This window comes from Ruegeria sp. BF6 (assembly GCF_056538665.1).
Genome location: NZ_JBQFTN010000003.1, coordinates 340,788 through 364,009 on the forward strand (window position 1 = coordinate 340,788; position 23,222 = coordinate 364,009).

Consider the following 23,222-nt stretch of genomic DNA (forward strand, 5'->3'; position numbering starts at 1 on the left):
TCGCCTCCTAGTTCAATACGAATTCCATCACGAGGACGTCGCGCACGCGTCCCTCGCCGACGACAATTTCAATGCGCCGCAACAGATGTCCGCGGATGCGGATCAGGGCCAGCGAATCCTCAAGATCCGACACTTCGACCGCGCGCAGATAGCCGTTCAGGATGTCCATGATTCGCGGTTTCATCTTCTCGACATCGGCGGCGTATTCGCCGTTCACCTCAAGCTGAGCGTGAAACTTCAGGTGCCGCGAATCGCCTGCGTTCACCGAAACGATGACCGGCGGCAGATCGATGAAACCCACCTGTGGCAACGCCTTGACCGGTTTGCCCTTATCCATTTCCTTGGCCTCTTCCACCGTGGGTTTGCCGCCGAAAGGCAGCATTCCGGACGTGGTCAGGAAATACCCGCCTGCCGCCCCGGCCACGGCCAGAATCACTCCGATAAGAAGACTTTTTTTGCCTGATTTTTCAGGGGGTTCTGCCTGTTCTGCAGTCGCGTCAGTCATGACGTCCTCATTTGTCCGTTCTGCAATTGTCATAACCCGGCAGGGACTAACCGATTGTTAAGGGCAATCGTCCAAACAGGAGGTGAGCCGGGCAGAATGTCGGCGAGTCGGAGGTGAGCGTGCAGCAGATCGGAACTGTCTGGGCAAGTTTGGACAGGCGTAAGCAAATCATCGTTGCCGGTGCGGTTGTGCTGGTGTTTCTTGGGGTCCTTGCGATGTCACGTCTGGTGACGGCGCCATCGATGACCTTGCTCTATGCGGGGCTGGAAAGTGGCGCCGCAGGGGATATCGTCCGCTCGCTGGAACAGCGCGGGGTTCCGTATGAAGTTCGCGGCGGCTCGATCTATGTGCCCGGGTCGCAGCGGGATGAGCTGCGCATGACTCTGGCCAGCGAGGGCCTGCCAGCGAATGGCAATCAGGGATATGAACTGCTGGATTCGCTCAGCGGCTTTGGTACCACGTCGCAGATGTTCGATGCCGCCTATTGGCGGGCAAAAGAAGGTGAGCTGGCCCGGACCATTGTCGGCAGCCCCCATGTCAGCCAGGCGCGCGTTCATATTGCCAACGGGTCGACCAACCCGTTCCAGCGCAGCGTGGCGCCGACGGCCTCGGTTTATCTGGTGCCGTCGGGTGCCCAGGTAACTTCCGACCAGGCCAAGGCAATCCGGTTTCTGGTGGCTTCTGCGGTCAGCGGCTTGGTGCCCGAGAATGTCACCGTTGTCGATTCGAACGGAGCGGTGATCGGGGCACAGGAGACAGCCGTGGCCGCTGATACAGCAGATGACAAGGCAAGACAGCTGCGTGAACGGGTGATGCGGTTGGTTGAGGCGCGCGTTGGTGCCGGGAATGCGGTGGTTGAGGTCAGTGTCGATACGGTGACCAAGACCGAGTCCATTCGAGAACGCCGCTTTGACCCCAATGGCCGTGTCGCCATCAGCACCGATATCGAGGAGCGGTCCGACAGTGCCCGCAACCAGTCTGCTGATGTAACCGTGGCGTCGAACTTGCCGGATGGGGACGGTGCCGGAGGCGACGAATCGAACTCCAACGCAACGCAGACCCGTGAACGGGTGAATTACGAGGTCTCTGAGACCGAGTTGGAGGTGCACAATGCGCCGGGTGCAATCAAGCGACTGACCGTGGCGGTTCTGGTCAATGGCGCGCGAAGCGTCGATGCCGCCGGGATCGAGAACTTTGAGCCGATGCCCGAGGCCGAGATGGACGCGTTGAAAGAGCTGGTGGCTTCGGCCGTAGGGTTCGACGAGGCGCGCGGGGATGTCATTACCCTGAAATCGCTGGACCTGCCGCTGGTTGAGCCGCAGGGCACGATGGCCTCGGCCTCGATCTGGCAAAAGGTGCATTTCGACGTGATGTCGGTGATCCAGATGGCGGTTCTGGCGATTGTCTCGCTGGTGCTCGGCCTGTTCGTGATCCGTCCGATCCTCACGAAACCGGCGATGGCACCCGCGCTGCTGCCTGCAGGGACCACTCCTGAGCCCGAGGCCTATCTGACCGGTGAAATTGCAACCGACGAGAACGGTCAATTCACCTCGCTGCCGGGCCAGATACCTGCTGGCGACGTTCCGGCGTTGGCCGCTCAGCAGGGCGCTGATCCGGTGGACCGTTTGCGCGCGATGATTGGCGACAAACAGGAAGAAACTGTCGAGATTCTGCGCAGCTGGCTCGAAGAAGGGGAGGAGCGTGTCTGATGTCGATTGCCCATCTTCTTGAAGATTTCACCCTGCAGGCCGGTGGTGGCGAGCTGCACCTTTTGGACGAGGACGCGCTGGAAGAACAAAGGCTGGCCGCGTTTGAACAAGGCTACAGCGCCGGTTGGGAAGACGCGGTTCAGGCGCAGGAACAGAGCCGGGGGCAGGTTTCGGCCGAATTGGCCAAATCGCTTGAGGATATGTCCTTCACCTATCACGAGGCCGCTACCCGGATGACCCTGTCGCTGGAGCCGATGTTTCAAAGCCTGGTACAGGTTGTTCTGCCCGAAACCTTGGATCGCGGCTTTGCCGCGCGGCTGGTGGAACAGCTGGCGGACATGGCGCGCGAACAGGTCGGTCAGCCGATGCAGATTTTAGTGCCCACAGGTTGCGGGACAGAGGTTGAGGCCCTGTTACCGCAGGATCTGTCGTCGCCCACCCGCGTGATTGAGGACCCGTCATTGGAGCCCGGGCAAGCCCGATTGCAGGTCGGCACCTCTCAACGCGAAGTGGATTGCAGCGGTCTGCTGGCCTCGGTCGCCGGGGCATTCGACGCATATGTATTTGAGGCAAAAGAGGCAGTGAACGATGAGTGAGTCCCAGACCCCGAAACCCGAGAAAGCCAACCCGTTCGAAGCCGTTCCGATCGAGGTCACAGTCTCGGTCGGGCGCGCGCGGCCCTTGATCCGCGACCTGTTGAACATGGGTGAGAATGCCGTGCTGACGCTGGACAAGCGGATCGAGGACCCGGTTGACCTCTATGTCGGCGATCAACTGGTCGCCCGTGGCCTGCTGGAAGAGATGGAGGGCGATCAGGCCGGGCAATTGGCGGTGCGCCTGATCGAGATCGCGGACTTGCAAAACGGAATCGGTTGATGCGGGTTCTGCTTTGGCTGGTTGTCGCGCTTGCGACCCTGTCCCCATCCTTGGCTGTGGCACAGGAGTTGTCGCTGTCACTGGGCGAAGGCGGCTCGATCTCGGCGCGGACCATCCAGTTGATCCTGTTGATCACGGTGCTCAGTCTCGCGCCGGGGTTGGCGATCATGATCACCTGCTTTCCGTTTCTGATCACGGTTCTGGCGATCCTGCGACAGGGCATTGGGTTACAGCAATCACCGCCCAACATGCTGATTGTCAGCCTGGCGATGTTCCTGACTTATTTCATCATGGAGCCGGTGTTTACCGAGGCGTGGACCACTGGCATCCGGCCCATGGTCGAAGAAACGATGGAGGTTGAGCCGGCGCTTGAAATTGCAATCCAGCCGTTCCGCGCTTTCATGGCTGCGCGGCTGGACCCCGATACGTTTTTTTCCATGGCGGCCCTGCGCCCCGGCGGCGACGCCATCGCGCTGTCACCCGAGGCACCGCTGTCGATCCTGATGCCGTCCTTCATGTTGTCCGAGATTGCCCGCGCCTTTCAGATTGGATTTCTGATCTTCCTGCCTTTTTTGATCATTGATCTTGTGGTGGCGGCGGTCCTGATGTCGATGGGGATGATGATGGTGCCACCCGCGACCGTATCGCTGCCGTTCAAACTGGCGTTTTTCGTCATCGCGGATGGCTGGTCGCTGATCGCCGGAGCACTGGTGCGCAGTTACATGACCTAGAGCGGTCATTGCCGGGTGATCTGCAGCCGCGCACGCAGGCCCTGATCCCCGGTCTCGAATCTGAGAGAGCCGCCATGCTGTTCGGCAATCGTAGCCACGATGGTCAGGCCAAGGCCGAACCCGTCCGAGGACCCGATATTGGACCCGCGGCGAAACGGGGCCATCAGCGCCTCGATATCTGAAACGGAGAGATCGGCCCCCTTGTCCTCGACTGTGATGGTGGCTGTGCGGGAATCTGTTTCCAGTTGCACCTCCGCATGGCGGCCATATTTCAGAGCGTTGTCGATCAGGTTGGTCAATGCGCGTTTCAGCGAGATCGGCCGCCCCATGACCAGCATCCTTCGCGTTTCCGGCAGCGACCCGCGCCCGCGTCGCGACATGAAAAGCGACGGCGCGCCCTCGACGGCGACCGGGGCAGTTTTCCTCAATGACACCGGCAGGTTCATGTCCTGGTAGTCGGCAACCAGAGACTCGACCAGCGCGGTCAGTGAAATCTGACGCGGTTCTTCAACGCTTAGTTCTGATCGGGTGTACGTCAGCACGCTTTCGATCATGCCGGTCATCTGGTCTACATCCGCCTCTAGCTTTTCGCGCAGTTCGTCATCGGGGATCAGTGCTGCCCGCAGGCGAACCCGGGTGGCGGGCGTACCCAGATCGTGACTGACGCCAGATAGAACGGTGGCGCGCTTTTCCAGCTGCGCCCGCTCGGCGTCCAGATGGTCGTTGACCGCCGAAACGATCTCGCGCAGTTCCGCCGGACCATCGGCGTCATAGCTGTTCGGTCCACCCAGGCGCTTGCGATCGCGCAGAGCGCCTGCAAACCGGGTGAAGGTATCCGAGACATTGCCGACCGAAGTCAGGATGACCGCCAGCGCAACGACCGCAGCCAGAATGGCAGGCAGGCGCAGGTCGGCGGGGGCGGCCTTGCAGCCCCAGACATCGGTGCCATCCACCTGCCGCCAGTCATTGCGTCCGAACCGGGCGATCAGGATAGGTTCGCTGCAATAGGTGGCCAGCAGGCGGGTCAGGTTGCCCATCTTCTCGGCCCCGGTCTGATCAATGCGTGAGAGGATATCTGAGACCGGATAGACCAGCCGATCCGACATCACCGCCAGCGTCAATTCGCGGCCGGCCAAAGGGGTATTATTATCGGTCAGGAGCGAAAGGTTGGTGACAAAGCTGCGGTCCGACAGGCCGGGCAATTGCTCGAACTGGCCTGCATCGGCCAGTTGCGCCGCTTCGGGCGACAAGGCTGTAACCGTGACTCCGGGCGGAGGAGTTATTCCGACTCGTAACTCTTCGTAGACGGCAAAGCCTGAAACATAGGCGCGGGTCAGAAACTCATCCCAGGCGCGGGCCGAGGAAAACCACAACCCTGCGGACAACAAGCCCGAGGCAAAAGCCGCCCCGGTCCATATCCAGCCCAGGCTGCGCAGGCGCGGCGCGCGCGCTGTCATGCCTCCTCTTCCACCGACACTTCGGCGGCGAAAACATAGCCGACGCCGCGTTCGGTCCGCAGCAATTGCGGGTCTTTCGGGTTGGTCTCGATCTTTGACCGCAACCGCCCGACCAACACGTCGATGGCGCGGCCCTGCGCCTCGGGTTTGTCCGTACTGCCGGTGACGTCCAGCGCAGCGGCGATCTCATCCCGGGTCAGGGGGATATGCGGGTTGGCCAACAGGACTTTGAGAAGCGCGGTTTCCCGTTGCGACAGGGGCACCAGATAGCCCTCGGGCGAATGCACCTCATCCCGCTTGCCGTCGTAAGTCCAGTCATTGAAGCGAAAGCTTTGCGTGCGGCGGCGATAGGCCAGTGAGGGCGTGCGGCGCGCGCGCTGCATCACAGCGCGAACCCGCGCCAGCAACAGCTGCGGATTGAACGGTTTGGCGATATAGTCATCGGCGCCGACCTCATATCCTGCCATCCGCTGATGATCAGCCGACAGGGCCGAGACCAGAATGATCGGCACATCCTGCTCGGCCCGCAGGCGAGCGCAGATCTCGACCCCGTTCTCATCCCCCAGCATCACATCCAGCAGGATCAGGTCGATCCGGCCTGCGGTCAGGTGCGATCGGATTTCGTTTTCCGAACTGGCAGGCAGGGCAATGAACCCGTTCTTTTGCAGGAACTGAGTCATCATCGACCGCATCTCGGGGTCGTCATCCACCACCAAAAGTCGCGGAATGCTCACGCGGCTTGTCCTCCCAATTTCTGCTCCTCCGACACCATGCATTGTAACGAACGGAAACAGATTCAATGTCAACGTAACACGCTGTAACAAAAGCGGTGAAAATTTGGGCGGTGGGGGAGGTTTAGCGCGGATTCTGCGTTGCCAGACGATGACAGGCTCTCAGTATGGCGGGCATCGCTGCTTCGGCAGCCACAAAGTTCTCAGGGAGGAGACACTAAAATGAATCGTTTTGCATTTGCCACCGTATCGACACTGGCCATCGCGGTCGCGTCGTCCGTTGTGGCCGAGCCACAGGCGGAAGTTCTGCACTGGTGGACGTCGGGTGGTGAGGCCAAGTCGGTGGCCGTATTGCAGGAAGAGTTCGCCTCGAACGGCGGCACCTGGACCGACATGCCGGTTGCTGGTGGTGCAGGGGATGCGGCGATGACCGCGCTGCGCGCACGGGTTTTGTCCGGAAACCCGCCAACTGCCGTGCAGTTGAAAGGCCCCGCGATTCAGGAATGGTATGAAGAGGGCGTTCTGGCCGATATCTCGTCCGTGGCCGAAGCCGAAGGCTGGGCCGATGTGCTGCCTGCGTCGATCGCGGGTCACATGATGTGTGAAGGCAAATGGTGCGCAGCTCCTGTGAACGTGCACCGAGTGGACTGGATCTGGGCCAACGCGGATGTCCTGGCGGCCAATGGCATTGAAATGCCGACCACCTGGGACGAATTCAATGCAGCTGCCGTCAAGCTGATGGATGCCGGAGTGATCCCGCTGGCCCATGGCGGTCAGTCCTGGCAGGACGCCACCGTGTTCGAAGCGGTGGTGCTGGGTCTCGGCGGGCCCGAATTCTATCAGAAAGCACTGGTCGATCTGGATCCCGAAGCGCTGACATCGGACACCATGGTGCAGGTCTTTGATCAGATGCGCACGCTGCGCGGTTACGTGGACGAAAACTTCTCGGGCCGCGACTGGAACCTTGCCACCGCCATGGTGATGAATGGCGAGGCCGCGTTCCAGATCATGGGCGACTGGGCCAAAGGTGAGTTTCTGGCAGCAGGTAAGAAACCCGGCGAAGATTTCCTGTGCGCCTCGACCCCCGGCGACGGCTATCTGTACAACGTCGACAGCTTTGCCATGTTCAACGTGGAAGGCGACGACAATCGTGCCGGTCAGGACCTTCTGGCCAAGCTGATAGTGGGACCAAGTTTTCAGAAGGTGTTCAACCTGAACAAAGGGTCGATCCCAGCGCGGACCGACGTGGCGCTGGATGACTTTGACATTTGCGCCAACCTGTCGGCAGAAGACATGGGGTCGACCTCGGCCGCGGGCTCGCTGCTGCCGTCCTATGCCCATGGCATGGCGCTGCGCGGTGCGCAGGCCGGAGCGATTACGGATGCTGTGACCGCGCATTTCAACTCGGATATGTCCTCGGCTGACGCGGTTCAGCAACTGTCGGACGCAGTGGCAAACAGCTACTGATCCGAACCGGTTCTGCCCCTATACTGCGGGGCGGAACCTCTTTTCTCCCGGAGGAAAAAATGTCCGAATGGCTGGAAAACCACCTGCCCAAGGTGGTGCTGGCACCGTCGTTCATCGCCGTATTGATCTTTGTCTACGGCTTTATCGGATGGACGGCCTGGGTGTCACTGACCCGATCGAAACTATTGCCGAAATACGAGATCAAGGGATTCATCCAGTATGAACGCCTGTTCGACTCGCCCCGCTGGGATACGGCAATCAACAACCTGTATATCTTTGGCGCGCTGTTCATAGTGATCGCGATGGTATTGGGCCTGTTGCTGGCCATCCTGCTGGATCAGAAAATCCGCGTCGAAGGGGCAATCCGCACCATTTACCTGTATCCCATGGCGCTGTCGATGATCGTAACCGGCACTGCTTGGAAGTGGATTTTGAACCCCGGACTGGGCATCGAATCCATGGTGCAGGGCTGGGGCTTTACAAACTTTGAATTCGACTGGCTGGTGAACCCCGATTACGCCATCTACACCATTGTGATGGCCGCGATCTGGCAAAGCTCGGGCTTCGTCATGGCGCTGTTCCTCGCCGGGCTTCGTTCAGTGGACGGAGAGATCATCAAGGCCGCGCAGGTCGATGGCATCCCCACATGGCGCATCTACACGGCGATCATCATCCCCTCGATGGCGCCGATCTTCCTGTCTGCCTTCATCGTGCTGGCGCACCTTGCAATCAAAAGCTTTGACCTTGTCATCGCCCTGACGGGTGGCGGACCGGGCTACGCAACCGATCTGCCAGCCACTTACATGTATGCCATGGCGTTTTCGCGCGGCGACATTGGTCAGGCGGCCTCGTCCGCGATGATCATGATGCTGGTCGTCTTCGCCATCGTGGTTCCCTATCTTTACTCAGAGCTGAGGGCGAAAAATGACTGATTTGTCGATGCCCCATACCGAAACCCGCACCCAAAGCGCCACCGGCAAGATTGCCCTGCGTTGGCTGCTTTACGTCCTGCTGGGCCTGTTCGCGCTGTATTACCTGATGCCGCTCTTTGTGATGCTGACCACATCTCTGAAAAGCCTCGAGGAGATCCGCACCGGCAGTCTGATTTCGCTACCCCGCGAAGTGAGCTTTGACGCCTGGAAAACCGCCTGGTCCAGCGCTTGCACCGGTATCCAATGTGAAGGCCTGCGGCCTTACTTCTGGAACTCGGTCCTGATCGCAGTGCCTGCGGTGGCAATCTCGACCCTGCTGGGCGCACTGAATGGCTATGTCGTGGCGCAGTGGCGGTTCAAAGGGGCCAATATCATCTTCTCGCTGATGCTGTTTGGCTGCTTTATCCCGTTCCAAGTCGTGCTGCTACCTATGGCACGTCTGCTGGGCATGATGGGGATTGCCGGGACCATTCCGGGCCTGATCTTTGTCCATGTGATCTACGGGCTGGGTTTCACCACGCTGTTCTTCCGCAACTACTATGTCACCATTCCGGCCGAGCTGACCAAGGCCGCCCGGGTTGATGGCGCAGGGTTCCTGCGGATCTTCTGGTCGATCTTCCTGCCGCTGTCGCTGCCGATCATCGTGGTGACCGTGATCTGGCAGTTCACGCAGATCTGGAACGACTTCCTGTTCGGCGTGTCGTTCAGCCAGGCGGGCACGCAGCCCGTGACCGTGGCGCTCAACAACATCGTAAACTCCACCACCGGTGTCAAAGAATACAATGTCGACATGGCCGCCGCGATTATCGCGGGGCTGCCGACGCTGCTCGTCTATGTCGTTGCCGGTAAGTATTTCATCCGCGGCCTGACCGCTGGCTCTGTGAAGGGATAAGACCCATGGCACCCATCCTTGATATCAACAAACTCTACAAGAACTACGGCGCGACCGAGATTCTGAAGGACATCAACATTTCGATCGAACCGGGCGATTTCCTGGTCCTGGTCGGCCCCTCGGGTTGCGGCAAATCCACCCTGTTGAACTGCATCGCGGGGCTGGAGGAGGTCACCGGGGGCACGCTGTCCATTGGTGGAAATGACATGACCCATGTCAGCCCCAAGGACCGCGACATCGCGATGGTGTTCCAGTCCTATGCGCTCTATCCGACCATGTCGGTGGCCAAGAACATCACCTTTGGCATGAAGGTCCGCGGCGTCGATCAGGCCACGCAAGACGCGAAACTGAAGGAGGTCGCCTCACTGCTGCAGATCGAACCGCTGCTGAACCGCCGCCCCAGCCAATTGTCGGGTGGTCAGCGTCAGCGTGTGGCGATGGGCCGGGCGCTGGTGCGCGATCCCAAGCTGTTCCTGTTCGATGAGCCGCTGTCGAACCTCGACGCCAAGCTGCGGGTCGAGATGCGGACCGAGATCAAGAAGCTGCATCAGACACTGGATGCGTCCATCGTCTATGTGACCCACGACCAGATCGAGGCGATGACGCTGGCGACCAAGATCGTGGTTCTGAAAGGCGGAGTCGTGCAGCAGATCGGCACTCCGGCCGAGATCTACAACAACCCGGCCAACCTGTTTGTCGCCGATTTCATGGGCTCACCCGCGATGAACCTGATACCGGCGCAGGCAACCAAGAATGGCTCGGGCACAGAGGTCGCCATCGCGCGTGATACGGGCGAGACTCTGGTGCTTAAAGATACGCGTGATCTGTCGTTGCCCAAGGACGTGATTCTTGGTCTGCGCCCTGAAGATATTGCCGAGGCCGGGTTCCGCGCCGGGGCTGGCGTGCAAGAGGCTGAATGCCTAGTCGATATGGTCGAACCAGCCGGGGCCGACACCTATGTGGTCTCGGAACTGGGCGGCAAGCAGGTCACCGCGCGTCTGCACGCGGAAACCAGCGCGCAGGCAGGCAAGATGCTGAACCTCGCCTTTGACATGAGCAAAGTGTCCTACTTTGCCAAGGAAACCGGCGAGCGCCTAAACTAACAAAAAAAGCGCCGCGCGAACCCGATCGCGCGGCGCTTTTTCAAACTGCAAACCAGGTTAGCCGACCTTGTTCTGGTTCATGTCCTTGATCAGACGATTCAGGTCTCCGCCCCTTGCATCCAGCATCGCCCCGATTTCGGTCCGTTCGGTCAGCAGCATATTCACACCTTCGATGAACATATTGAAGAACTTGTCACGGCCCGATTTGTCCGACACAAGGAAGGTCACCTCGAACGGTGACGAGCCCTGCAGCTTGACCGAGGTGCGCACCTCATAGCCTGCCTTGATCTTGCGGGCATTGCGCACGGTCACCTGACCGCCAATGAATTCGCGGAAGCGACGGCCGTATTTGCTTGAGATATAGCCTTGAAATGCCTTGGTAAATTGCTTCAGCTGCGATGGGCTGGCCGAGCGGCCGTCCGCCCCCAGCACATAGCGCGCCATGATCGGCACATCGGCATATTGCACGAAAATCTTCTCGAAATCGCGGATCATCGCTTTTTCGGATTTGCCCGAGGCGATCACGCGGTTGATATCATCCACGACACTGACAACCAGTGCTTTGGCGCTGGCTTCGGTCTGGGCAAAAGCGGGAAAAGCGGTCAGCATAGCACCAGCAAGGCCGGTGGCGATAAAACCGCGTCTGTTAAGATGGTTATTCGGCATATGGGTCCTCGTAAGGGTCTAGATAGGGGTCCCTGACAGGGTCGGTTCCGGTATCTGCATAGGGGTCGTCATACAGACCCAGATAGGCTTCCTCATCATCCCGTGCCAGTTCGAAGCGACGGTTTTGAATATAAATTGTCTGTGCCTGCGCGTAGCTGTCGGCGCTTTCATACAGGATCGAATCGATGGTGTCCGAGAACCGCCCCCGGTCGCCCATCCGGCGTACAACCTCGGCATAGACGCCAATGTTATCGACTGGCCGGACCGGAGAGAAATTGATTGGGTTCGAGAACAGGTTGACGATGACGCCAATAGAATCCCGCTGCGTTGAGGGGCCGTAGAACGGCAACTCGACATAGGCGCCTTCGCCGACGCCCCAAACGTGCAGGGTTTCGCCGAAATCGGTATCCACCGGCGGCAGGTTCAGCTCGGCGGCTGGGTCAGACAGACCTGCGCCCCCCACCGTGGTGTTGATCACGAATCGCAGCAGCGCATTGCCGGATTGCTTGATATTGCCTTGCAGCAGGTAGTCCAGCGCCTGACCGGGCATCGTCAGGTTTTCAGCAAAATGGTTGAAGCTGGTCACCATCGGATCAGGCACGATTTTCACGTAGCCTTTCGAGGCGGGCCGGAACAGGAACCTGTCCACGCCAAGATTGAATTTGTGAATGCCCCGGTTGGTATTTTCGTAGGGATCGAACACTTCATTCGGAGGCGTACCCTCTGGCGGCCGCGTGGCGCAGGCGCTCAGGACTGTCATCAGGGACAGTACGATCAGGTGCTTCAGGCGGGATCTGCTCAACACGGTCTTAGCCACTCCAAACCATTCGGGGTCATTGGCCCGAATTATCAATCAATACTGCCTATGGCCACATAGCGCGACCCAATCCGAGTTAACATATACGTTCCAATACAAGTATGAAACAGATAGCGTTTAACCTGCCCGATGGGCCGAGGTAAAGCGACACCGCTTCAACTGTCCGGAATAAGAAGAGTTACGCCCACCTTTCGGGCACGTCCATCCCCGTTTTCAGTCTTTCCGAACCTGACCTTCCCGGTTAGCTTCGCCGCGACTCAGGATATGGAGGAAACCTCATGAGCATCGCAGCGAAACTGGAAAGCCTCGGCGTCACCCTGCCGGATGCACCGGCACCGGCGGCAAACTACGTGCCGTTCGTACGGGTCGGCAATATTGTTTATGTATCGGGCCAGATTTCCAAAGATGATGATCTGATAACCGGCAAGCTGGGCGATGATATGGGGGTCGAGGCCGGTGCGGCGGCGGCAAAGGTCTGTGCCATCAACCTGTTGGCGCAGGTCAAGGCGGCCTGCGGCGGCGATATTGACAAGCTGGTGCGCGTGATCAAGTTGACCGGTTTCGTGAACTCGACCGCAGATTTCACCGCGCAGCCGCAGGTGATCAACGGTGCATCTGATTTCCTGGTCGAGGCGCTGGGCGATGCCGGTCGTCATTCCCGTTCCGCCGTCAGTGCTGCCGCGTTGCCACTGGGCGTGGCCGTTGAAATCGAAGGTATCTTTGAGGTCCAATGACACCGTCCCTGCCTTCCGTGTTCCTGCAGACCCCGATCGCGCATCGGGCGCTGCATGACAAATCGGACAACCGCCCGGAAAACAGCCGGGCGGCCATTCAGGCCGCGATAGAGGCCGGATATGGGATCGAGATTGATCTGCAACGGACCTCGGACAACCGGGCGATGGTGTTTCATGACTATGACATGACGCGTCTGACCGGACAGTCGGGTCCGATTCAGCAGATCTCGGCAGCACAGGCGCAGGCCACGCGGCTGCTGCATGCCGATGACGGCATCCCCACGCTGGACGAGGTGCTTCAGATGGTGGGCGGCACGGTACCGCTGCTGATCGAATTCAAGGATCAGGACGGCGCGATGGGAACTGATGTCGGACCGCTTGAGGCAGACGCCGTTCGGGCGTTGCAAGGCTATGACGGACCGGTGGCGCTGATGTCTTTCAATCCCAACTCCGTGGCCGAGCTGGCGCGTATTGCCCCGCATCTTCCGCGCGGCATCGTGACGGGCTCGTATCAGCCCAAAATCGAACTGTTGCCGCAGAAGGTCTGCGATCACCTGCGTGACATTCCCGATTTCGACCGGGTTGGCGCCAGTTTCATCAGCCACGAGGTCGCAGACCTGTCCCGTCCCCGCGTGGCCGAGCTGAAAGCGCGGGGTGTGCCGATTCTGTGCTGGACGGTCCGGTCGCCTGAACAAGAGGCACAGGCGCGCGAGGTTGCCGACAATGTGACCTTCGAAGGGTATCTGGCCCCGCATCCGGGTTGAACCCTTCCCCCACCGTCACAGATAAAGGTCAGACGCGGAGGGCACATGGATCAGGCGCAAATCGAAGTTCAGGTTCTGGGATCGCTGTCGCAGATTTCTGCTGAGGATTGGGACAGTTGCGCCTGTCCCGAGGCTGCCGATGGCGGGCGACCGCTGGACCCGTTTACCACCCACCGGTTTCTCTTGGCGTTGGAAAACAGCGGGTCGGTTGGGCGTGGTACCGGCTGGCAACCGCAATACCTGACTGCCTATCTGGACGGGATAATGATTGGCGCGGCCCCGATGTATGCCAAATCGCACAGCCAGGGCGAATATATCTTCGATCACAACTGGGCGCATGCCTACGAAAACGCAGGTGGTCGGTATTACCCCAAGCTGCAGATTGCCGTGCCCTTCACCCCAGCAACCGGGCGGCGCTTTCTGGTACGGCCGGGATACGAGGTGGTGGGAATGTCGGCGCTGGTGCAAGGCGCGGTGCAACTGGCCGCCGACAATCGGGTGTCGTCACTGCACGCCACATTCTGCACCGAGGATGAGGCCATTGCCGGTGAGCAGATGGGTCTGATGCTGCGCACTTCGCAGCAGTTCCACTGGCTCAACGATGCATTTGCGGATTTCGACGGGTTTCTGCGGGCGTTGTCCTCGCGCAAACGCAAGAATATCCGCAAGGAACGGACGCAAGCCTGTGGGTTCGGAGGTCAGATTCGCACTTTGACCGGCGATGAGCTGCGACCGGAACATTGGGATGCCTTCTGGCGCTTCTATCAGGACACCGGATCACGCAAATGGGGCGCACCGTACCTGACCCGTCAATTCTTTGATATAGTGCATGAAACCATGGCGGATGACATAGCCTTGGTGCTGGCGGAGCGCGACGGCTATCCGATTGCCGGGGCGCTGAATTTCATCGGGCGCGAAACGCTCTTTGGCCGCTATTGGGGCTGCGTCGAACATCACCCCTGCCTGCATTTCGAATTGTGCTACTATAGGGCGATTGATTTTGCCATTGCCCATGGTCTGGCCCGGGTTGAAGCCGGGGCGCAGGGTGAACACAAGCTGGCACGAGGCTATATGCCCGCGCGCACGCATAGCTTGCATTGGGTCGGTGACCCCGGTTTTGCCGATGCGATCCGAAAATATCTGGACGCCGAGGCCGCAGCAGTGGGAGAAGAGATCGAGATCCTGACGGAATACGGCCCGTTCAGGAAATTGAACCCGGAGGAACAGCAATGACCGAACTATTGTCGATCGAGACCCGCGGGCCGCTGCTGGACCCGCTGTTCAAGAATGGCTGGACCATGGTCGAAGGCCGGGATGCGATCACCAAGACCTTTATCTTCGAGGATTTTGTACACGCCTTCGGCTGGATGACGCAGGTGGCGATATTTGCCGAGAAATGGAACCACCATCCTGAATGGTCCAATGTCTACCGCACGGTCGAGGTGACGTTGGCCACTCATGACGTGGGCGGTCTTTCCGCGTTAGACGCAAAGCTGGCGCGCAAAATGGACAGTCTCTGCTAGCGGTTACCCTCACCGACGCCACCCGCCAATGCGGCGGTCACACCCATTTGGCCGAATTCAGCAGGGGTAACGGTGCCGTTGCTGACATCGATGTCGCCCGGAATACGCGTTGTCCGGTTGCCGATCTGGCGCACGCTGCGTGCGGCCGGATTGATATCCAGACAGCGATTGTTGTAGCAGGTCAGCCCGGACGTATTGATCTGAATGCGCGTCTGCCCGTCCGGCCCGGTTACCACCGGCGCCTGTGGAACGTCACAGGCCGCCAACAGGCTCAGAAAGCCGAGAAGTCGCCATTTTTGCATGATACGCCCTCGTGTGGATGACCTCGCTGAGCGCGAGGTCATCCAGTTTAATCCAGCTGGCCGTTCTGGTTCTTGTCAGCCGACAGGAAATCATCGTTCATCTGCGCGTCGTATTCCGCCCTTGAGATAAAGTCATCGTTGTTCCGGTCAACCTCCTGAAACTGTTTGATGTCCAGAAACGGTTTGGCCTCCTGCAATCCCAACGAACCGTTCTTGTCCTCATCCATCTCCTGGAATGCATAATCGGAAAAGGCGTCGAACTCGTCCCGGGACAGGAACCCGTCATTGTTCGCGTCGATGGCTTTCAACTCGTTTTCATGCAACTCGCTCACGGTTTCTGCCGAGGCGGCACCGGCCAGCAAAACGGCCGCGGCGATGATAAATCCACGTGTCATTCCGGTTCTCCTCAACATGCGTATCTGTTGCCTTCAATGGCACCGGCGGCAGCACCTGCCGCTGTCAGGATGGATTTGCCTGATCCGCCGCCGAACTGGTTGCCGATGGCGCCGCCAATCAGCGCACCGCCCAGCGAGCCGCTCAGACAAGCGATTTCGTGCTGGCGCGCCGCCTGTTGTTGCGGGGTCGGGGCTGGACCGCAGGCGGCCAGCGCCCCCGCAGAACCGAGCAAGAGTGTAATGATTTTCAGCTTCATCGAAAAACTCCCTGATTGTATTGTTCGAATATTGGCAGATCAGGGCGTTGCATCAAGTTAAATGGCAGTCATGGCCCCGGGTGCCCCCGGGGCCAACTGGTATCAGATGACGTCCAGCAGACCCTCGCCCGCCGAAATTTCGCAGGCACCGGGGTTCTCTTCTACATTCAACGCCACCACCTTGCCGTCCTCGACCAGCATGGCATAGCGCTTGGACCGGGCGATCAGCCCGGCGGGCGGGGCGTCGAAATCCATGCCGATGGCCTTGGTGAACTCGGAAGCTGCGTCGCCCAGCATTGTCAGACCGGCCTCGGTGGCGCCGGTGGCCTCACCCCAGGCTTTCATCACGAAGGGGTCGTTGACCGAGACGCAGATGATCTCGTCCACGCCCTTGGCATCGAACTGGTCCTTGGTGCGCATGAAGCTGGGCACATGGGCCGAATGGCAGGTCGGCGTAAAGGCGCCGGGCACCGCAAAGATCACAACTTTGCGCCCTTTGGTCTTGTCTGAAATCCGCACCTCTTCGGGGCCGTCCGCGCCCAGTTGGGTCAGCGTGGCGTCGGGCAGCATGTCACCTGTTGAAATCATTTTAAGCTCCTGTCGTTTGGATTTGCAGAGTCGGGCTCAGCCGCAATATAGGTGGTCGTGTGGATGAGACCACGTGAATTCGACAGGGCGGGAGGAACATGAGCCATATTGTCGTGATCGGTGCGGGGCAGGCGGGGTCTTCGCTTGTCGCCAGGCTGCGCAAGGACGGGTTTGACGGGGACATCACCCTGATCGGAGCCGAGCCGCATTTGCCCTATCAGCGCCCGCCGCTGTCCAAGGCCTATCTGCTGGGCGAGATGGAACTGGAACGCCTGTTCCTGCGTCCCGAGAGTTTTTACGTCGAGAACAATATCACCCTGCGTCTGGGCCAGCGTGTCACCGCGATTGACCCGCAGGCCAAGACTGTGACCGTAGGGGATGAGGTCATCTCTTACGACGACCTAGCGTTGACCACCGGGTCGGACCCGCGTTACCTGCCGGCCGCGATTGGCGGCGATCTAGAGGGTGTCCACGTGGTGCGCGATCTGGCCCATATCGACGAGATGGAGCCCCGCGTGACCGACGGTGCGCGTGCACTGATTGTCGGTGGCGGCTATATCGGGCTCGAGGCCGCAGCGGTCTGTGCCAAGCGCGGGGTCAAGGTGACCTTGGTTGAGATGGCCGACCGTATTCTGCAACGGGTGGCCGCGCCCGAGACCAGCGATTATTTCCGCGCGCTGCATACCGAATACGGCGCCGATATCCGCGAAGGCGTCGGGTTGGAGCGTCTGCTCGGTGAAAACGGCAAGGTGGTGGGCGCGGTTCTGACAGATGGCACTGAGTTGCAGGTCGATTTTGTCGTCGTCGGCGTTGGCATTGCCCCCTCGACCCAGCTGGCCGAGATGGCTGGGCTGGAACTGGACAACGGTATCAAGACCGACGCCCATGGCCGCACGTCCGACCCGTCGATCTGGGCGGCGGGCGATTGTGCCTCATTCCCGCATGGCGGTGCCCGTATCCGTCTGGAAAGCGTCCCAAACGCGATCGATCAGGCCGAAATCGTGGCTCAGAACATGCTGGGCGCGACCAAGGACTACGTTGCAACGCCGTGGTTCTGGTCGGATCAGTATGACGTCAAGCTGCAGATCGCTGGCCTGAACACCGGATATGACCGCGTGGTGACGCGGCAGGGAAACGGCCAGACCGTCTCCTTCTGGTATTACAAGGGCGACCAGCTTATTGCCGTGGACGCGATGAATGATCCACGCGCCTATATGGTCGGCAAACGTCTGATTGAATCGGGCAAGACCGCCGATCCTGCTATCGTGGCCGACGCGAGCGCGGACCTGAAGCCGCTGCTCAAGGCGTGAGGATCATCGCCGGAGAGTTCCGGGGCCGCGCCTTGGCCTCGGTTGGCAAAGGGGATGCGGGCGCACATCTGCGCCCGACCACCGATCGCGTGCGCGAGAGCCTGTTTAACGTGCTTAGCCACCAGATCGACTTTGACGGGCTGCGCGTGCTGGACCTGTTTGCGGGCACTGGCGCGCTGGGGCTCGAGGCTCTGTCACGTGGCGCGGCGCATGTGACATTTGTAGATGATGGGCGCGTGGCGCAGGGCCTGATCCGCAAGAATATCGACCTGACCCGCAGCGCCGACCGCACCGATCTGATCCGCCGGGATGTCACGCGGCTGGGCCAAAACCCCGGCGCGCCCTATGATCTGGTCTTTCTGGACCCACCTTACGGCAAGTCCATGGGGCAGAAGGCTTTCGCTGCCCTGTCGCAGGGGTGGATTGCCGACGATGCCCTGATCGTGTGGGAGGAAAACGCCCCGATGCAACCGCCCGAGGGGTTCGCCCTGCAAGACAGCCGAAAATACGGTGACACGCATATCACTCTGATGTGGAGCGATACCCCGAATGCATGATCTGGTCATTTTCGACTGCGACGGCGTTCTGGTCGATAGTGAGCCGCTGTCTAATCAGGTGCTGGTCGACAATCTCGGGCGCTATGGTCTTGATCTGACCCTTGAGGACAGCGTAGGTTTTTTTGTTGGTGGCACCATGATCGGTGTTCGGGACAAGGCCCGGGAGCTGGGCGCGGATTTGCCGGATGACTGGGTCGATGAGGTCTATGCCGAAACCTATGACCGCCTACAGCAGGGCGTGGGCTTGATGCCGGGTGTTTCGGATTTGCTGACCACGCTGGACTCATGCGGCGTCCCCTATTGTGTTGCCTCAAACGGCAGCCCGGACAAGATGAAAATCACGCTGGGGCAGAACGGACTGTGGGATCGTTTTCAGGGCGTGATGTTCTCGGCACATGTGTTGGGCACGGCGAAACCCGACCCGACAATGTTCCTGACTGCGGCGGAACAGTTCGGCGCCTTGCGGCCGGTGGTCATCGAAGACAGCGCCAGCGGTGTGACCGCCGCAATCCGCGCCAATATGCGCTGTCTGGCCTATGCACCGCAGGGGGGCGGTGAAAAGTTGGCCAGGCTCGGCGCTGAAGTGATCACCGATATGGCCGAGGTTCCGGTGCTTTTGGGGATTTGACCGGGACGTGCTAGAATTCAAGCATGGACCGCGCCCTGACACCTCCGATCTGGACTGTTCCGCAGGAAACCGACGCAACCACCGGACCCGAGCGGAAACCCACCCGCGCGCCGGTGTTCATCCACGACGCGGTGACGCCATGGGGGCAGGAAACCCTGTTGCTGAAACTGATGCGCGATCAGGCCGCCGATCAGGAGGAGTAGGTCGGGTGAAATTTGTCGCCCGGTGACAGGGTAAAGATATCAACCCCATCTGCCGTCACGCCCACCGAATGTTCGAACTGCGCCGACAGCGACTTGTCTCTGGTCACCGCGGTCCAGTCGTCGGCCAGCGTCTTGGTCTCGGGGCGGCCCAGATTCACCATTGGTTCGATGGTGAAGAACATGCCCTCTTCCAGAACGGCACCGGTGCCCGGACGGCCATAGTGCAGCACGTTGGGTGGTGCGTGGAATACCCGGCCCAGCCCGTGACCGCAGAAATCGCGCACAACGCTCATCCGGTGCGCCTCGACATAAGCCTGAATGGCGTGGCCGATATCACCGAACGTATTGCCCGGCTTGACCATCTCTATCCCCTTGAACAGGGCGTCATGGGTCACCTGGATCAGGCGCTCGGCCTTGCGCGGCAATTTGCCCGCCACATACATGCGGGACGTATCGCCGAACCAGCCGTCAACGATGACCGTGACGTCGATATTCAGGATATCACCATCCTTCAGCCGCTTGTCGCCAGGAATTCCGTGACAAACCACGTGATTCACACTGATGCAGCTGGCGTGCTGATAGCCCTTGTAGCCGATGGTGGCCGAGGTTGCTCCCGCGTCCTCGACCATTTGCGTGATCAGACCGTCGATCACGCCGGTGGTCTGGCCGGGAAAGACGTGCTCGGCAATGTCATCCAGAATCCGCGCGGCCAGGGCTCCTGCCGCGTGCATGCCGGCAAAGTCACCCTGTTCATAGATGCGGATACCGTCTTTGGTCAGACGGCCACGATGTTCCTTCATGGATGCGAGGCTCCAAATGTTTCGCGCGGCATTTCTTTTACGCTGCTTGTGCAGAAAGTACCAGAGGGTGTCGGGACGCAATGTCAGAACCACCCGCCCGATCGCATGTAGACCATCAGGTAATAATGAACTAGCACAAGGCAAGTCCGGGCGGGCACACGAAACAGAGAAGGGCAGGCCGATGCAAAGAAAAGCTGACCAGTTGAGGGCCGAGATTGCCAGCATCAGTGAGCTTCTCAAGGCCGGGCGACCGGATCGCGCGTTCAAGCGGGCCACCAAGGCTGCCAAGAAATGGCCAAAAGCTGCGGCCTTGCCAAGACTTGCGGGCATCAGCGCGGTGCAGCAGCAAAAACCCAAACTGGCCCAGACCCATTTCCATCAGGCCTGGCGACTGGATCCCGAAAACGCCGAGTTGACCCAGAACTATGCGCTCAGCCTGGTTCAGGGGGGCGATCCCGCCGATGCGCTGACGTTTCTGGATAAGGTCGCTGCGCGCGGCCCTCTAAGCCCTGCCCTGCAGTTCACCCGCGCGCTGGCCCTGCTGCAAGAGCAGCAGCCGGAACAGGCGCTGGCCGATGTCGAGCAGGTCTTGAGTCGCGAGCCTGCCAATCCGAACGCACAGATCCTGAAGGCGGACATTCTGGATTCGATGCACCGCTGGGGCGACGCTGTCGAGGTGCTGACGGCGCTGGTCAAAAAACAGCCGAGATTCTTTCCCGGCTTGCTGCGGCTGGCCAGATCGCAACTGGGCCTGGGTCAATTGGGCGACGTTCTGAAAAATACCCGCGCAACCCTTGCTTTGGCGCCAGAACATCCGGACGCGCTGGAAATGATGGCCGGACTGCCGAACCTCACTTTTGACGACATAGCCACGCTGCAGGCCCGGATTTCCAATACGCTGGAACGCGGCCTGGCAGCCAACCCTGAGGACGAGGTGAAACTGCGTTTTGCTGCGGCCAATCTGGCGCGCCGGCAAAAGAACACTGCGCAGGAAATGCAGCACCTGGCTGAGGCCCACAAACTGCAGCGCAACGGGTTCGAAGCCTGGGAAGAACGCAGCGCCAAAGACTGCGCCAAACGGCTGGCCGCCCCTTTGCCCGCTGCCGGGTCTGAACCATCCGCAGGCATCCCCCGGCCGATTTTCGTGGTCGGCCTGCCCCGGTCCGGCACCACGCTGGTCGAGCGTATTCTTGCCCGCCATTCCACCGTTCAGGGTCTCGGAGAGCTGCCCTCGGTCCATCAATGGGCCCGGCAGGCCGAAGCGCAGCCGCCGGAATGGCGTGAAATCAATGGGCTGACAGATCACTACATGGCAAAGCTGCCCGCGCTGTCCGGGAATGCCAAGGCCTTTGTGGATAAAGCCCCCGGCAACTATGCCTTTCTGGGTGAGATCGCGCAGGCGTTCCCCAACGCCGTGATCCTCAACGTGTTGCGCGATCCGCGCGATGTCGCCCTGTCCATGTGGCGCGCGAATTTCGGAGCGGGTGGGCTGTACTACACCCATGACCTGAACTGGATGGCGGCCGAGGCCAACCGGTATCAGCGTTACATGCGCCACTGGCATCAGCTTATGCCGGGCCGCATCCACGATATCCGGTATGAGACTTTGGTGGGCAACCTAAAGGGCACAGCCGAAGAACTGGCGCGGATTTGTGATCTGCCTTTCGAGGACGCCATGCTGACGCCGGACCAATCCGCGAATGCGATCAAAACGGCCAGTAACTTGCAGGCCCGGCAGCCGGTTAACACAGCCTCTGTCGGAGGCTGGCAAGCGGTGGCGGATCAGTTGGAGCCGTTTGTGCAAGGTTTGGACACGGATCTGTGGCCGCAGGTTTTTGATCGGCAATCTAAAGCTTAGTCTAATACAAGAGCTTTACACGGTGGGAATCCAAGCCAACGGGCGCTGAGCCCTGAGTCCTTGATCGCAACTTTCAAACGATCCGAGAAAAATACGCGGCTTCTGATGCTGCGATCCATCCAGAAGTCTAGATCACAGGCGGACGACGGGTCGACCGCAAGCTTGTTTTTGTCTTCAGGGATTGACCTCCACGCTAATCCCTTGGTTCCAACCGGTCTAAGCCCAATAGATTGATCCGGGACGAGTGTTTTTCGGTTCTCCAAAATATGCATGAAAAACCATCGCCGCCCAGGATAGGGCGTTTCTTGGTCGTATTCGCGCAACTCTACCTCATGAAACCGGGTTCGGCCGAGCCCAAACTGCTTCAGCAGATCACGCATCGACTCCGACACAAAAATCAAACCCAAATGGCCCGTAAAAATATCCGGCAGATTTTCCTTCTTTTTCTTGGGGAGATCGCGAAATTCGAAATAAATGTAGTCCGGATACTCGGACACATCTATGTCCTGCGCATCTTCGTATCTTTTTCGAAACGCCACATACCCGGACGGTCGTGGAGCATCCAGATGGACCTCGACGGGCTGGACATTGCGGGTGCCGTACAGAAGGAGGGATTCCCAAACTTTCTTATGTGCCACTGCTTCCTCAAAGTGCGGTAATTGCGTAGAATTTCATCAATACGTTAATTGCAAGCTATCCTATGCGGTTTCCGACCCAAACACCTTCTGGCGAAATCTCAGTCCCATAAACCAACCGCTCCACCCCCTGTGCCTGTGCGACCTCGAACGCTGCCGCATAGGCCGGGTCGATATCTGTGGCCAGCGCCAGACGGTCGCAATCGGTGCGCTGCACCAGATACAGCATGGTCGCCCGGTGTCCCGGTGCCACCATCGCCGCCAGCTCACCCAGATGTTTTGTGCCGCGGGCGGTGACGCTGTCGGGGAACTCGGCCAGACCCGGCTGGCGCGACAGGGTGACGCTTTTGACTTCGACGTAAGCGTCCGGCAGGCCCGGCTGGGTCAGCAGAAAGTCGATGCGGCTGTTTTCACCGTACTTCACCTCGGGGCGGACAGTTTCATAAGCGGCCAGTTCGGGGATTTCACGTGCCTCCAACGCGGCGCGCAGGGCCTTGTTCGGGACCGACGTGTCGACCCCGGTGAAATGGCCATTTTCATGATCGACCAGCCGCCAGCCGTATTTCAGCTTTTTCTTCGGGTCGTCATTGGGCTCCAGCCAGATTTTCTCACCCGGCTCGGCCAGCCCCATCATTGAACCCGGATTGGCGCAGTGGGCGGTGACCTCGCGCCCGTCCTCCAATGTGCAATCCGCCAGAAAGCGTTTGTAGCGGCAGATCAGGCGGGCGGGGACAAGGGGGGTTTCAAATCGCATGTCTCAGGGCCTATACCTGCCCTAACGG

At 59.8% G+C, this 23,222-nt stretch carries 29 protein-coding genes; 17 read left to right on the forward strand and 12 right to left on the reverse strand.

The features are described from left to right. Window positions 1-7: 7 nt before the first annotated feature. A complete protein-coding gene (locus tag ACR0IM_RS12070) occupies window positions 8-505 on the reverse strand; it encodes a flagellar basal body-associated FliL family protein (protein ID WP_480682052.1) in 498 nt (165 codons plus the stop codon). Between the two features lie 119 nt (window positions 506-624). On the opposite strand from ACR0IM_RS12070, the gene fliF reads away from it, so the two are divergent. Genes fliF through fliP form a run of 4 tightly spaced genes read left to right on the forward strand, consistent with a single transcriptional unit; the run spans window position 625 to window position 3,821 of the window. Next, window positions 625-2,214, forward strand: a complete 1,590-nt coding sequence (fliF, locus tag ACR0IM_RS12075) for a flagellar basal-body MS-ring/collar protein FliF (protein ID WP_480682053.1) — start codon at window positions 625-627, stop codon at window positions 2,212-2,214. Beyond that, entirely contained in the window at window positions 2,214-2,810 is a 597-nt protein-coding gene (locus ACR0IM_RS12080; protein ID WP_480682054.1) for a FliH/SctL family protein, read from the forward strand. Before fliF ends, ACR0IM_RS12080 begins: the two co-directional genes overlap by 1 nt. After that, window positions 2,803-3,090, forward strand: a complete 288-nt coding sequence (locus tag ACR0IM_RS12085) for a FliM/FliN family flagellar motor switch protein (RefSeq protein WP_480592397.1) — start codon at window positions 2,803-2,805, stop codon at window positions 3,088-3,090. The genes ACR0IM_RS12080 and ACR0IM_RS12085 overlap by 8 nt, the downstream gene beginning before the upstream one ends. Beyond that, window positions 3,090-3,821 (forward strand): flagellar type III secretion system pore protein FliP, encoded by a 732-nt coding sequence (gene fliP / locus ACR0IM_RS12090; protein WP_480641207.1) that lies wholly within the window; start codon window positions 3,090-3,092, stop codon window positions 3,819-3,821. The genes ACR0IM_RS12085 and fliP overlap by 1 nt, the downstream gene beginning before the upstream one ends. A gap of 5 nt (window positions 3,822-3,826) precedes the next feature. Here fliP and ACR0IM_RS12095 read toward each other — a convergent pair whose 3' ends face one another. After that, a complete protein-coding gene (locus ACR0IM_RS12095; RefSeq protein WP_480682055.1) occupies window positions 3,827-5,278 on the reverse strand; it encodes a sensor histidine kinase in 1,452 nt (483 codons plus the stop codon). Continuing rightward, window positions 5,275-6,012, reverse strand: a complete 738-nt coding sequence (locus tag ACR0IM_RS12100; protein WP_480682056.1) for a response regulator transcription factor — start codon at window positions 6,010-6,012, stop codon at window positions 5,275-5,277. The genes ACR0IM_RS12095 and ACR0IM_RS12100 overlap by 4 nt, the downstream gene beginning before the upstream one ends. A 219-nt stretch (window positions 6,013-6,231) precedes the next feature. Here ACR0IM_RS12100 and ACR0IM_RS12105 point away from each other — a divergent pair, with 219 nt between their 5' ends. Genes ACR0IM_RS12105 through ACR0IM_RS12120 form a run of 4 tightly spaced genes read left to right on the forward strand, consistent with a single transcriptional unit; the run spans window position 6,232 to window position 10,403 of the window. Continuing rightward, window positions 6,232-7,476, forward strand: a complete 1,245-nt coding sequence (locus ACR0IM_RS12105) for an ABC transporter substrate-binding protein (protein ID WP_480682057.1) — start codon at window positions 6,232-6,234, stop codon at window positions 7,474-7,476. A gap of 59 nt (window positions 7,477-7,535) precedes the next feature. Further along, a complete protein-coding gene (locus tag ACR0IM_RS12110; RefSeq protein ID WP_170387762.1) occupies window positions 7,536-8,408 on the forward strand; it encodes a carbohydrate ABC transporter permease in 873 nt (290 codons plus the stop codon). Continuing rightward, on the forward strand, window positions 8,401-9,300 hold the full coding sequence (locus ACR0IM_RS12115; protein ID WP_480641206.1) for a carbohydrate ABC transporter permease: 900 nt from the start codon (window positions 8,401-8,403) through the stop codon (window positions 9,298-9,300). Before ACR0IM_RS12110 ends, ACR0IM_RS12115 begins: the two co-directional genes overlap by 8 nt. 5 nt (window positions 9,301-9,305) lie before the next feature. Beyond that, window positions 9,306-10,403, forward strand: a complete 1,098-nt coding sequence (locus ACR0IM_RS12120; RefSeq protein ID WP_480592408.1) for an ABC transporter ATP-binding protein — start codon at window positions 9,306-9,308, stop codon at window positions 10,401-10,403. 57 nt (window positions 10,404-10,460) lie between these two features. Here ACR0IM_RS12120 and ACR0IM_RS12125 read toward each other — a convergent pair whose 3' ends face one another. Together ACR0IM_RS12125 and ACR0IM_RS12130 are read right to left on the reverse strand one after the other, a co-directional pair. After that, complete coding sequence (locus ACR0IM_RS12125; protein WP_480592410.1) at window positions 10,461-11,069, reverse strand: MlaC/ttg2D family ABC transporter substrate-binding protein; 609 nt, start codon at window positions 11,067-11,069, stop codon at window positions 10,461-10,463. After that, on the reverse strand, window positions 11,059-11,829 hold the full coding sequence (locus tag ACR0IM_RS12130; RefSeq protein ID WP_480592568.1) for an MlaA family lipoprotein: 771 nt from the start codon (window positions 11,827-11,829) through the stop codon (window positions 11,059-11,061). The genes ACR0IM_RS12125 and ACR0IM_RS12130 overlap by 11 nt, the downstream gene beginning before the upstream one ends. A gap of 335 nt (window positions 11,830-12,164) precedes the next feature. On the opposite strand from ACR0IM_RS12130, the gene ACR0IM_RS12135 reads away from it, so the two are divergent. Genes ACR0IM_RS12135 through ACR0IM_RS12150 form a run of 4 tightly spaced genes read left to right on the forward strand, consistent with a single transcriptional unit; the run spans window position 12,165 to window position 14,907 of the window. After that, window positions 12,165-12,620, forward strand: a complete 456-nt coding sequence (locus tag ACR0IM_RS12135) for a RidA family protein (RefSeq protein WP_480592412.1) — start codon at window positions 12,165-12,167, stop codon at window positions 12,618-12,620. Further along, window positions 12,617-13,384 (forward strand): glycerophosphodiester phosphodiesterase family protein, encoded by a 768-nt coding sequence (locus ACR0IM_RS12140; protein ID WP_480682058.1) that lies wholly within the window; start codon window positions 12,617-12,619, stop codon window positions 13,382-13,384. Before ACR0IM_RS12135 ends, ACR0IM_RS12140 begins: the two co-directional genes overlap by 4 nt. A gap of 45 nt (window positions 13,385-13,429) precedes the next feature. Next, a complete protein-coding gene (locus tag ACR0IM_RS12145; protein WP_480682059.1) occupies window positions 13,430-14,617 on the forward strand; it encodes a GNAT family N-acetyltransferase in 1,188 nt (395 codons plus the stop codon). After that, a complete protein-coding gene (locus tag ACR0IM_RS12150) occupies window positions 14,614-14,907 on the forward strand; it encodes a 4a-hydroxytetrahydrobiopterin dehydratase (protein WP_480592417.1) in 294 nt (97 codons plus the stop codon). The genes ACR0IM_RS12145 and ACR0IM_RS12150 overlap by 4 nt, the downstream gene beginning before the upstream one ends. On the opposite strand, the gene ACR0IM_RS12155 is transcribed toward ACR0IM_RS12150, so the two are convergent. From ACR0IM_RS12155 to ACR0IM_RS12170, 4 genes are all read right to left on the reverse strand, one after another. Continuing rightward, window positions 14,904-15,209: a hypothetical protein gene (locus ACR0IM_RS12155; RefSeq protein WP_480592419.1), complete on the reverse strand. Its 306-nt coding sequence runs from the start codon at window positions 15,207-15,209 to the stop codon at window positions 14,904-14,906. The two genes, ACR0IM_RS12150 and ACR0IM_RS12155, sit on opposite strands and share 4 nt — an antisense overlap. Window positions 15,210-15,256: 47 nt before the next feature. Continuing rightward, the gene (locus ACR0IM_RS12160; protein WP_480682060.1) at window positions 15,257-15,604 is read right to left on the reverse strand and encodes an EF-hand domain-containing protein; all 348 of its coding nucleotides are present in this window, start codon (window positions 15,602-15,604) and stop codon (window positions 15,257-15,259) included. A gap of 11 nt (window positions 15,605-15,615) precedes the next feature. After that, window positions 15,616-15,861, reverse strand: coding sequence for a glycine zipper 2TM domain-containing protein (locus tag ACR0IM_RS12165; protein ID WP_480592423.1), 246 nt, complete (start codon window positions 15,859-15,861; stop codon window positions 15,616-15,618). A gap of 102 nt (window positions 15,862-15,963) precedes the next feature. Beyond that, on the reverse strand, window positions 15,964-16,449 hold the full coding sequence (locus ACR0IM_RS12170) for a redoxin family protein (RefSeq protein WP_480592425.1): 486 nt from the start codon (window positions 16,447-16,449) through the stop codon (window positions 15,964-15,966). 98 nt (window positions 16,450-16,547) lie between these two features. On the opposite strand from ACR0IM_RS12170, the gene ACR0IM_RS12175 reads away from it, so the two are divergent. Genes ACR0IM_RS12175 through ACR0IM_RS12190 form a run of 4 tightly spaced genes read left to right on the forward strand, consistent with a single transcriptional unit; the run spans window position 16,548 to window position 19,147 of the window. Further along, the gene (locus tag ACR0IM_RS12175; protein ID WP_480592427.1) at window positions 16,548-17,759 is read left to right on the forward strand and encodes an NAD(P)/FAD-dependent oxidoreductase; all 1,212 of its coding nucleotides are present in this window, start codon (window positions 16,548-16,550) and stop codon (window positions 17,757-17,759) included. Beyond that, the gene (gene rsmD, locus ACR0IM_RS12180; protein ID WP_480592429.1) at window positions 17,756-18,316 is read left to right on the forward strand and encodes a 16S rRNA (guanine(966)-N(2))-methyltransferase RsmD; all 561 of its coding nucleotides are present in this window, start codon (window positions 17,756-17,758) and stop codon (window positions 18,314-18,316) included. The genes ACR0IM_RS12175 and rsmD overlap by 4 nt, the downstream gene beginning before the upstream one ends. Next, complete coding sequence (locus ACR0IM_RS12185) at window positions 18,309-18,944, forward strand: HAD family hydrolase (RefSeq protein WP_480592431.1); 636 nt, start codon at window positions 18,309-18,311, stop codon at window positions 18,942-18,944. The genes rsmD and ACR0IM_RS12185 overlap by 8 nt, the downstream gene beginning before the upstream one ends. 23 nt (window positions 18,945-18,967) lie before the next feature. Then, entirely contained in the window at window positions 18,968-19,147 is a 180-nt protein-coding gene (locus ACR0IM_RS12190) for a hypothetical protein (protein ID WP_480592433.1), read from the forward strand. On the opposite strand, the gene map is transcribed toward ACR0IM_RS12190, so the two are convergent. Further along, complete coding sequence (gene map / locus ACR0IM_RS12195) at window positions 19,135-19,947, reverse strand: type I methionyl aminopeptidase (RefSeq protein WP_480592435.1); 813 nt, start codon at window positions 19,945-19,947, stop codon at window positions 19,135-19,137. The two genes, ACR0IM_RS12190 and map, sit on opposite strands and share 13 nt — an antisense overlap. 181 nt (window positions 19,948-20,128) lie before the next feature. Between map and ACR0IM_RS12200 the strand changes: the two genes are divergently transcribed. Further along, on the forward strand, window positions 20,129-21,805 hold the full coding sequence (locus ACR0IM_RS12200; RefSeq protein WP_480682061.1) for a tetratricopeptide repeat-containing sulfotransferase family protein: 1,677 nt from the start codon (window positions 20,129-20,131) through the stop codon (window positions 21,803-21,805). Here the strand turns inward: ACR0IM_RS12200 and ACR0IM_RS12205 are convergent. Further along, window positions 21,802-22,443, reverse strand: a complete 642-nt coding sequence (locus ACR0IM_RS12205) for an imm11 family protein (RefSeq protein ID WP_480641201.1) — start codon at window positions 22,441-22,443, stop codon at window positions 21,802-21,804. The two genes, ACR0IM_RS12200 and ACR0IM_RS12205, sit on opposite strands and share 4 nt — an antisense overlap. A gap of 55 nt (window positions 22,444-22,498) precedes the next feature. Beyond that, entirely contained in the window at window positions 22,499-23,194 is a 696-nt protein-coding gene (gene sfsA, locus ACR0IM_RS12210; RefSeq protein ID WP_480641200.1) for a DNA/RNA nuclease SfsA, read from the reverse strand. Window positions 23,195-23,222 lie beyond the last annotated feature (28 nt).

Bases quoted from the DNA above. Each gene is read 5' to 3' on its own strand.
- ACR0IM_RS12095 (WP_480682055.1), bottom strand. From the start codon at position 5,278: ATGACAGCGCGCGCGCCGCGCCTGCGCAGCCTGGGCTGGATATGGACC.
- ACR0IM_RS12120 (WP_480592408.1), top strand. From the start codon at position 9,306: ATGGCACCCATCCTTGATATCAACAAACTCTACAAGAACTACGGCGCG.
- ACR0IM_RS12110 (WP_170387762.1), top strand. From the start codon at position 7,536: ATGTCCGAATGGCTGGAAAACCACCTGCCCAAGGTGGTGCTGGCACCG.
- ACR0IM_RS12190 (WP_480592433.1), top strand. From the start codon at position 18,968: ATGGACCGCGCCCTGACACCTCCGATCTGGACTGTTCCGCAGGAAACC.
- ACR0IM_RS12200 (WP_480682061.1), top strand. From the start codon at position 20,129: ATGCAAAGAAAAGCTGACCAGTTGAGGGCCGAGATTGCCAGCATCAGT.
- ACR0IM_RS12130 (WP_480592568.1), bottom strand. From the start codon at position 11,829: ATGACAGTCCTGAGCGCCTGCGCCACGCGGCCGCCAGAGGGTACGCCT.
- ACR0IM_RS12175 (WP_480592427.1), top strand. From the start codon at position 16,548: ATGAGCCATATTGTCGTGATCGGTGCGGGGCAGGCGGGGTCTTCGCTT.
- ACR0IM_RS12080 (WP_480682054.1), top strand. From the start codon at position 2,214: ATGTCGATTGCCCATCTTCTTGAAGATTTCACCCTGCAGGCCGGTGGT.
- ACR0IM_RS12085 (WP_480592397.1), top strand. From the start codon at position 2,803: ATGAGTGAGTCCCAGACCCCGAAACCCGAGAAAGCCAACCCGTTCGAA.
- ACR0IM_RS12140 (WP_480682058.1), top strand. From the start codon at position 12,617: ATGACACCGTCCCTGCCTTCCGTGTTCCTGCAGACCCCGATCGCGCAT.
- ACR0IM_RS12070 (WP_480682052.1), bottom strand. From the start codon at position 505: ATGACTGACGCGACTGCAGAACAGGCAGAACCCCCTGAAAAATCAGGC.
- ACR0IM_RS12170 (WP_480592425.1), bottom strand. From the start codon at position 16,449: ATGATTTCAACAGGTGACATGCTGCCCGACGCCACGCTGACCCAACTG.
- ACR0IM_RS12185 (WP_480592431.1), top strand. From the start codon at position 18,309: ATGCATGATCTGGTCATTTTCGACTGCGACGGCGTTCTGGTCGATAGT.
- ACR0IM_RS12165 (WP_480592423.1), bottom strand. From the start codon at position 15,861: ATGAAGCTGAAAATCATTACACTCTTGCTCGGTTCTGCGGGGGCGCTG.
- ACR0IM_RS12135 (WP_480592412.1), top strand. From the start codon at position 12,165: ATGAGCATCGCAGCGAAACTGGAAAGCCTCGGCGTCACCCTGCCGGAT.
- ACR0IM_RS12150 (WP_480592417.1), top strand. From the start codon at position 14,614: ATGACCGAACTATTGTCGATCGAGACCCGCGGGCCGCTGCTGGACCCG.
- map (WP_480592435.1), bottom strand. From the start codon at position 19,947: ATGAAGGAACATCGTGGCCGTCTGACCAAAGACGGTATCCGCATCTAT.
- ACR0IM_RS12115 (WP_480641206.1), top strand. From the start codon at position 8,401: ATGACTGATTTGTCGATGCCCCATACCGAAACCCGCACCCAAAGCGCC.
- ACR0IM_RS12160 (WP_480682060.1), bottom strand. From the start codon at position 15,604: ATGACACGTGGATTTATCATCGCCGCGGCCGTTTTGCTGGCCGGTGCC.
- ACR0IM_RS12155 (WP_480592419.1), bottom strand. From the start codon at position 15,209: ATGCAAAAATGGCGACTTCTCGGCTTTCTGAGCCTGTTGGCGGCCTGT.
- fliP (WP_480641207.1), top strand. From the start codon at position 3,090: ATGCGGGTTCTGCTTTGGCTGGTTGTCGCGCTTGCGACCCTGTCCCCA.
- ACR0IM_RS12105 (WP_480682057.1), top strand. From the start codon at position 6,232: ATGAATCGTTTTGCATTTGCCACCGTATCGACACTGGCCATCGCGGTC.
- ACR0IM_RS12145 (WP_480682059.1), top strand. From the start codon at position 13,430: ATGGATCAGGCGCAAATCGAAGTTCAGGTTCTGGGATCGCTGTCGCAG.
- ACR0IM_RS12125 (WP_480592410.1), bottom strand. From the start codon at position 11,069: ATGCCGAATAACCATCTTAACAGACGCGGTTTTATCGCCACCGGCCTT.
- sfsA (WP_480641200.1), bottom strand. From the start codon at position 23,194: ATGCGATTTGAAACCCCCCTTGTCCCCGCCCGCCTGATCTGCCGCTAC.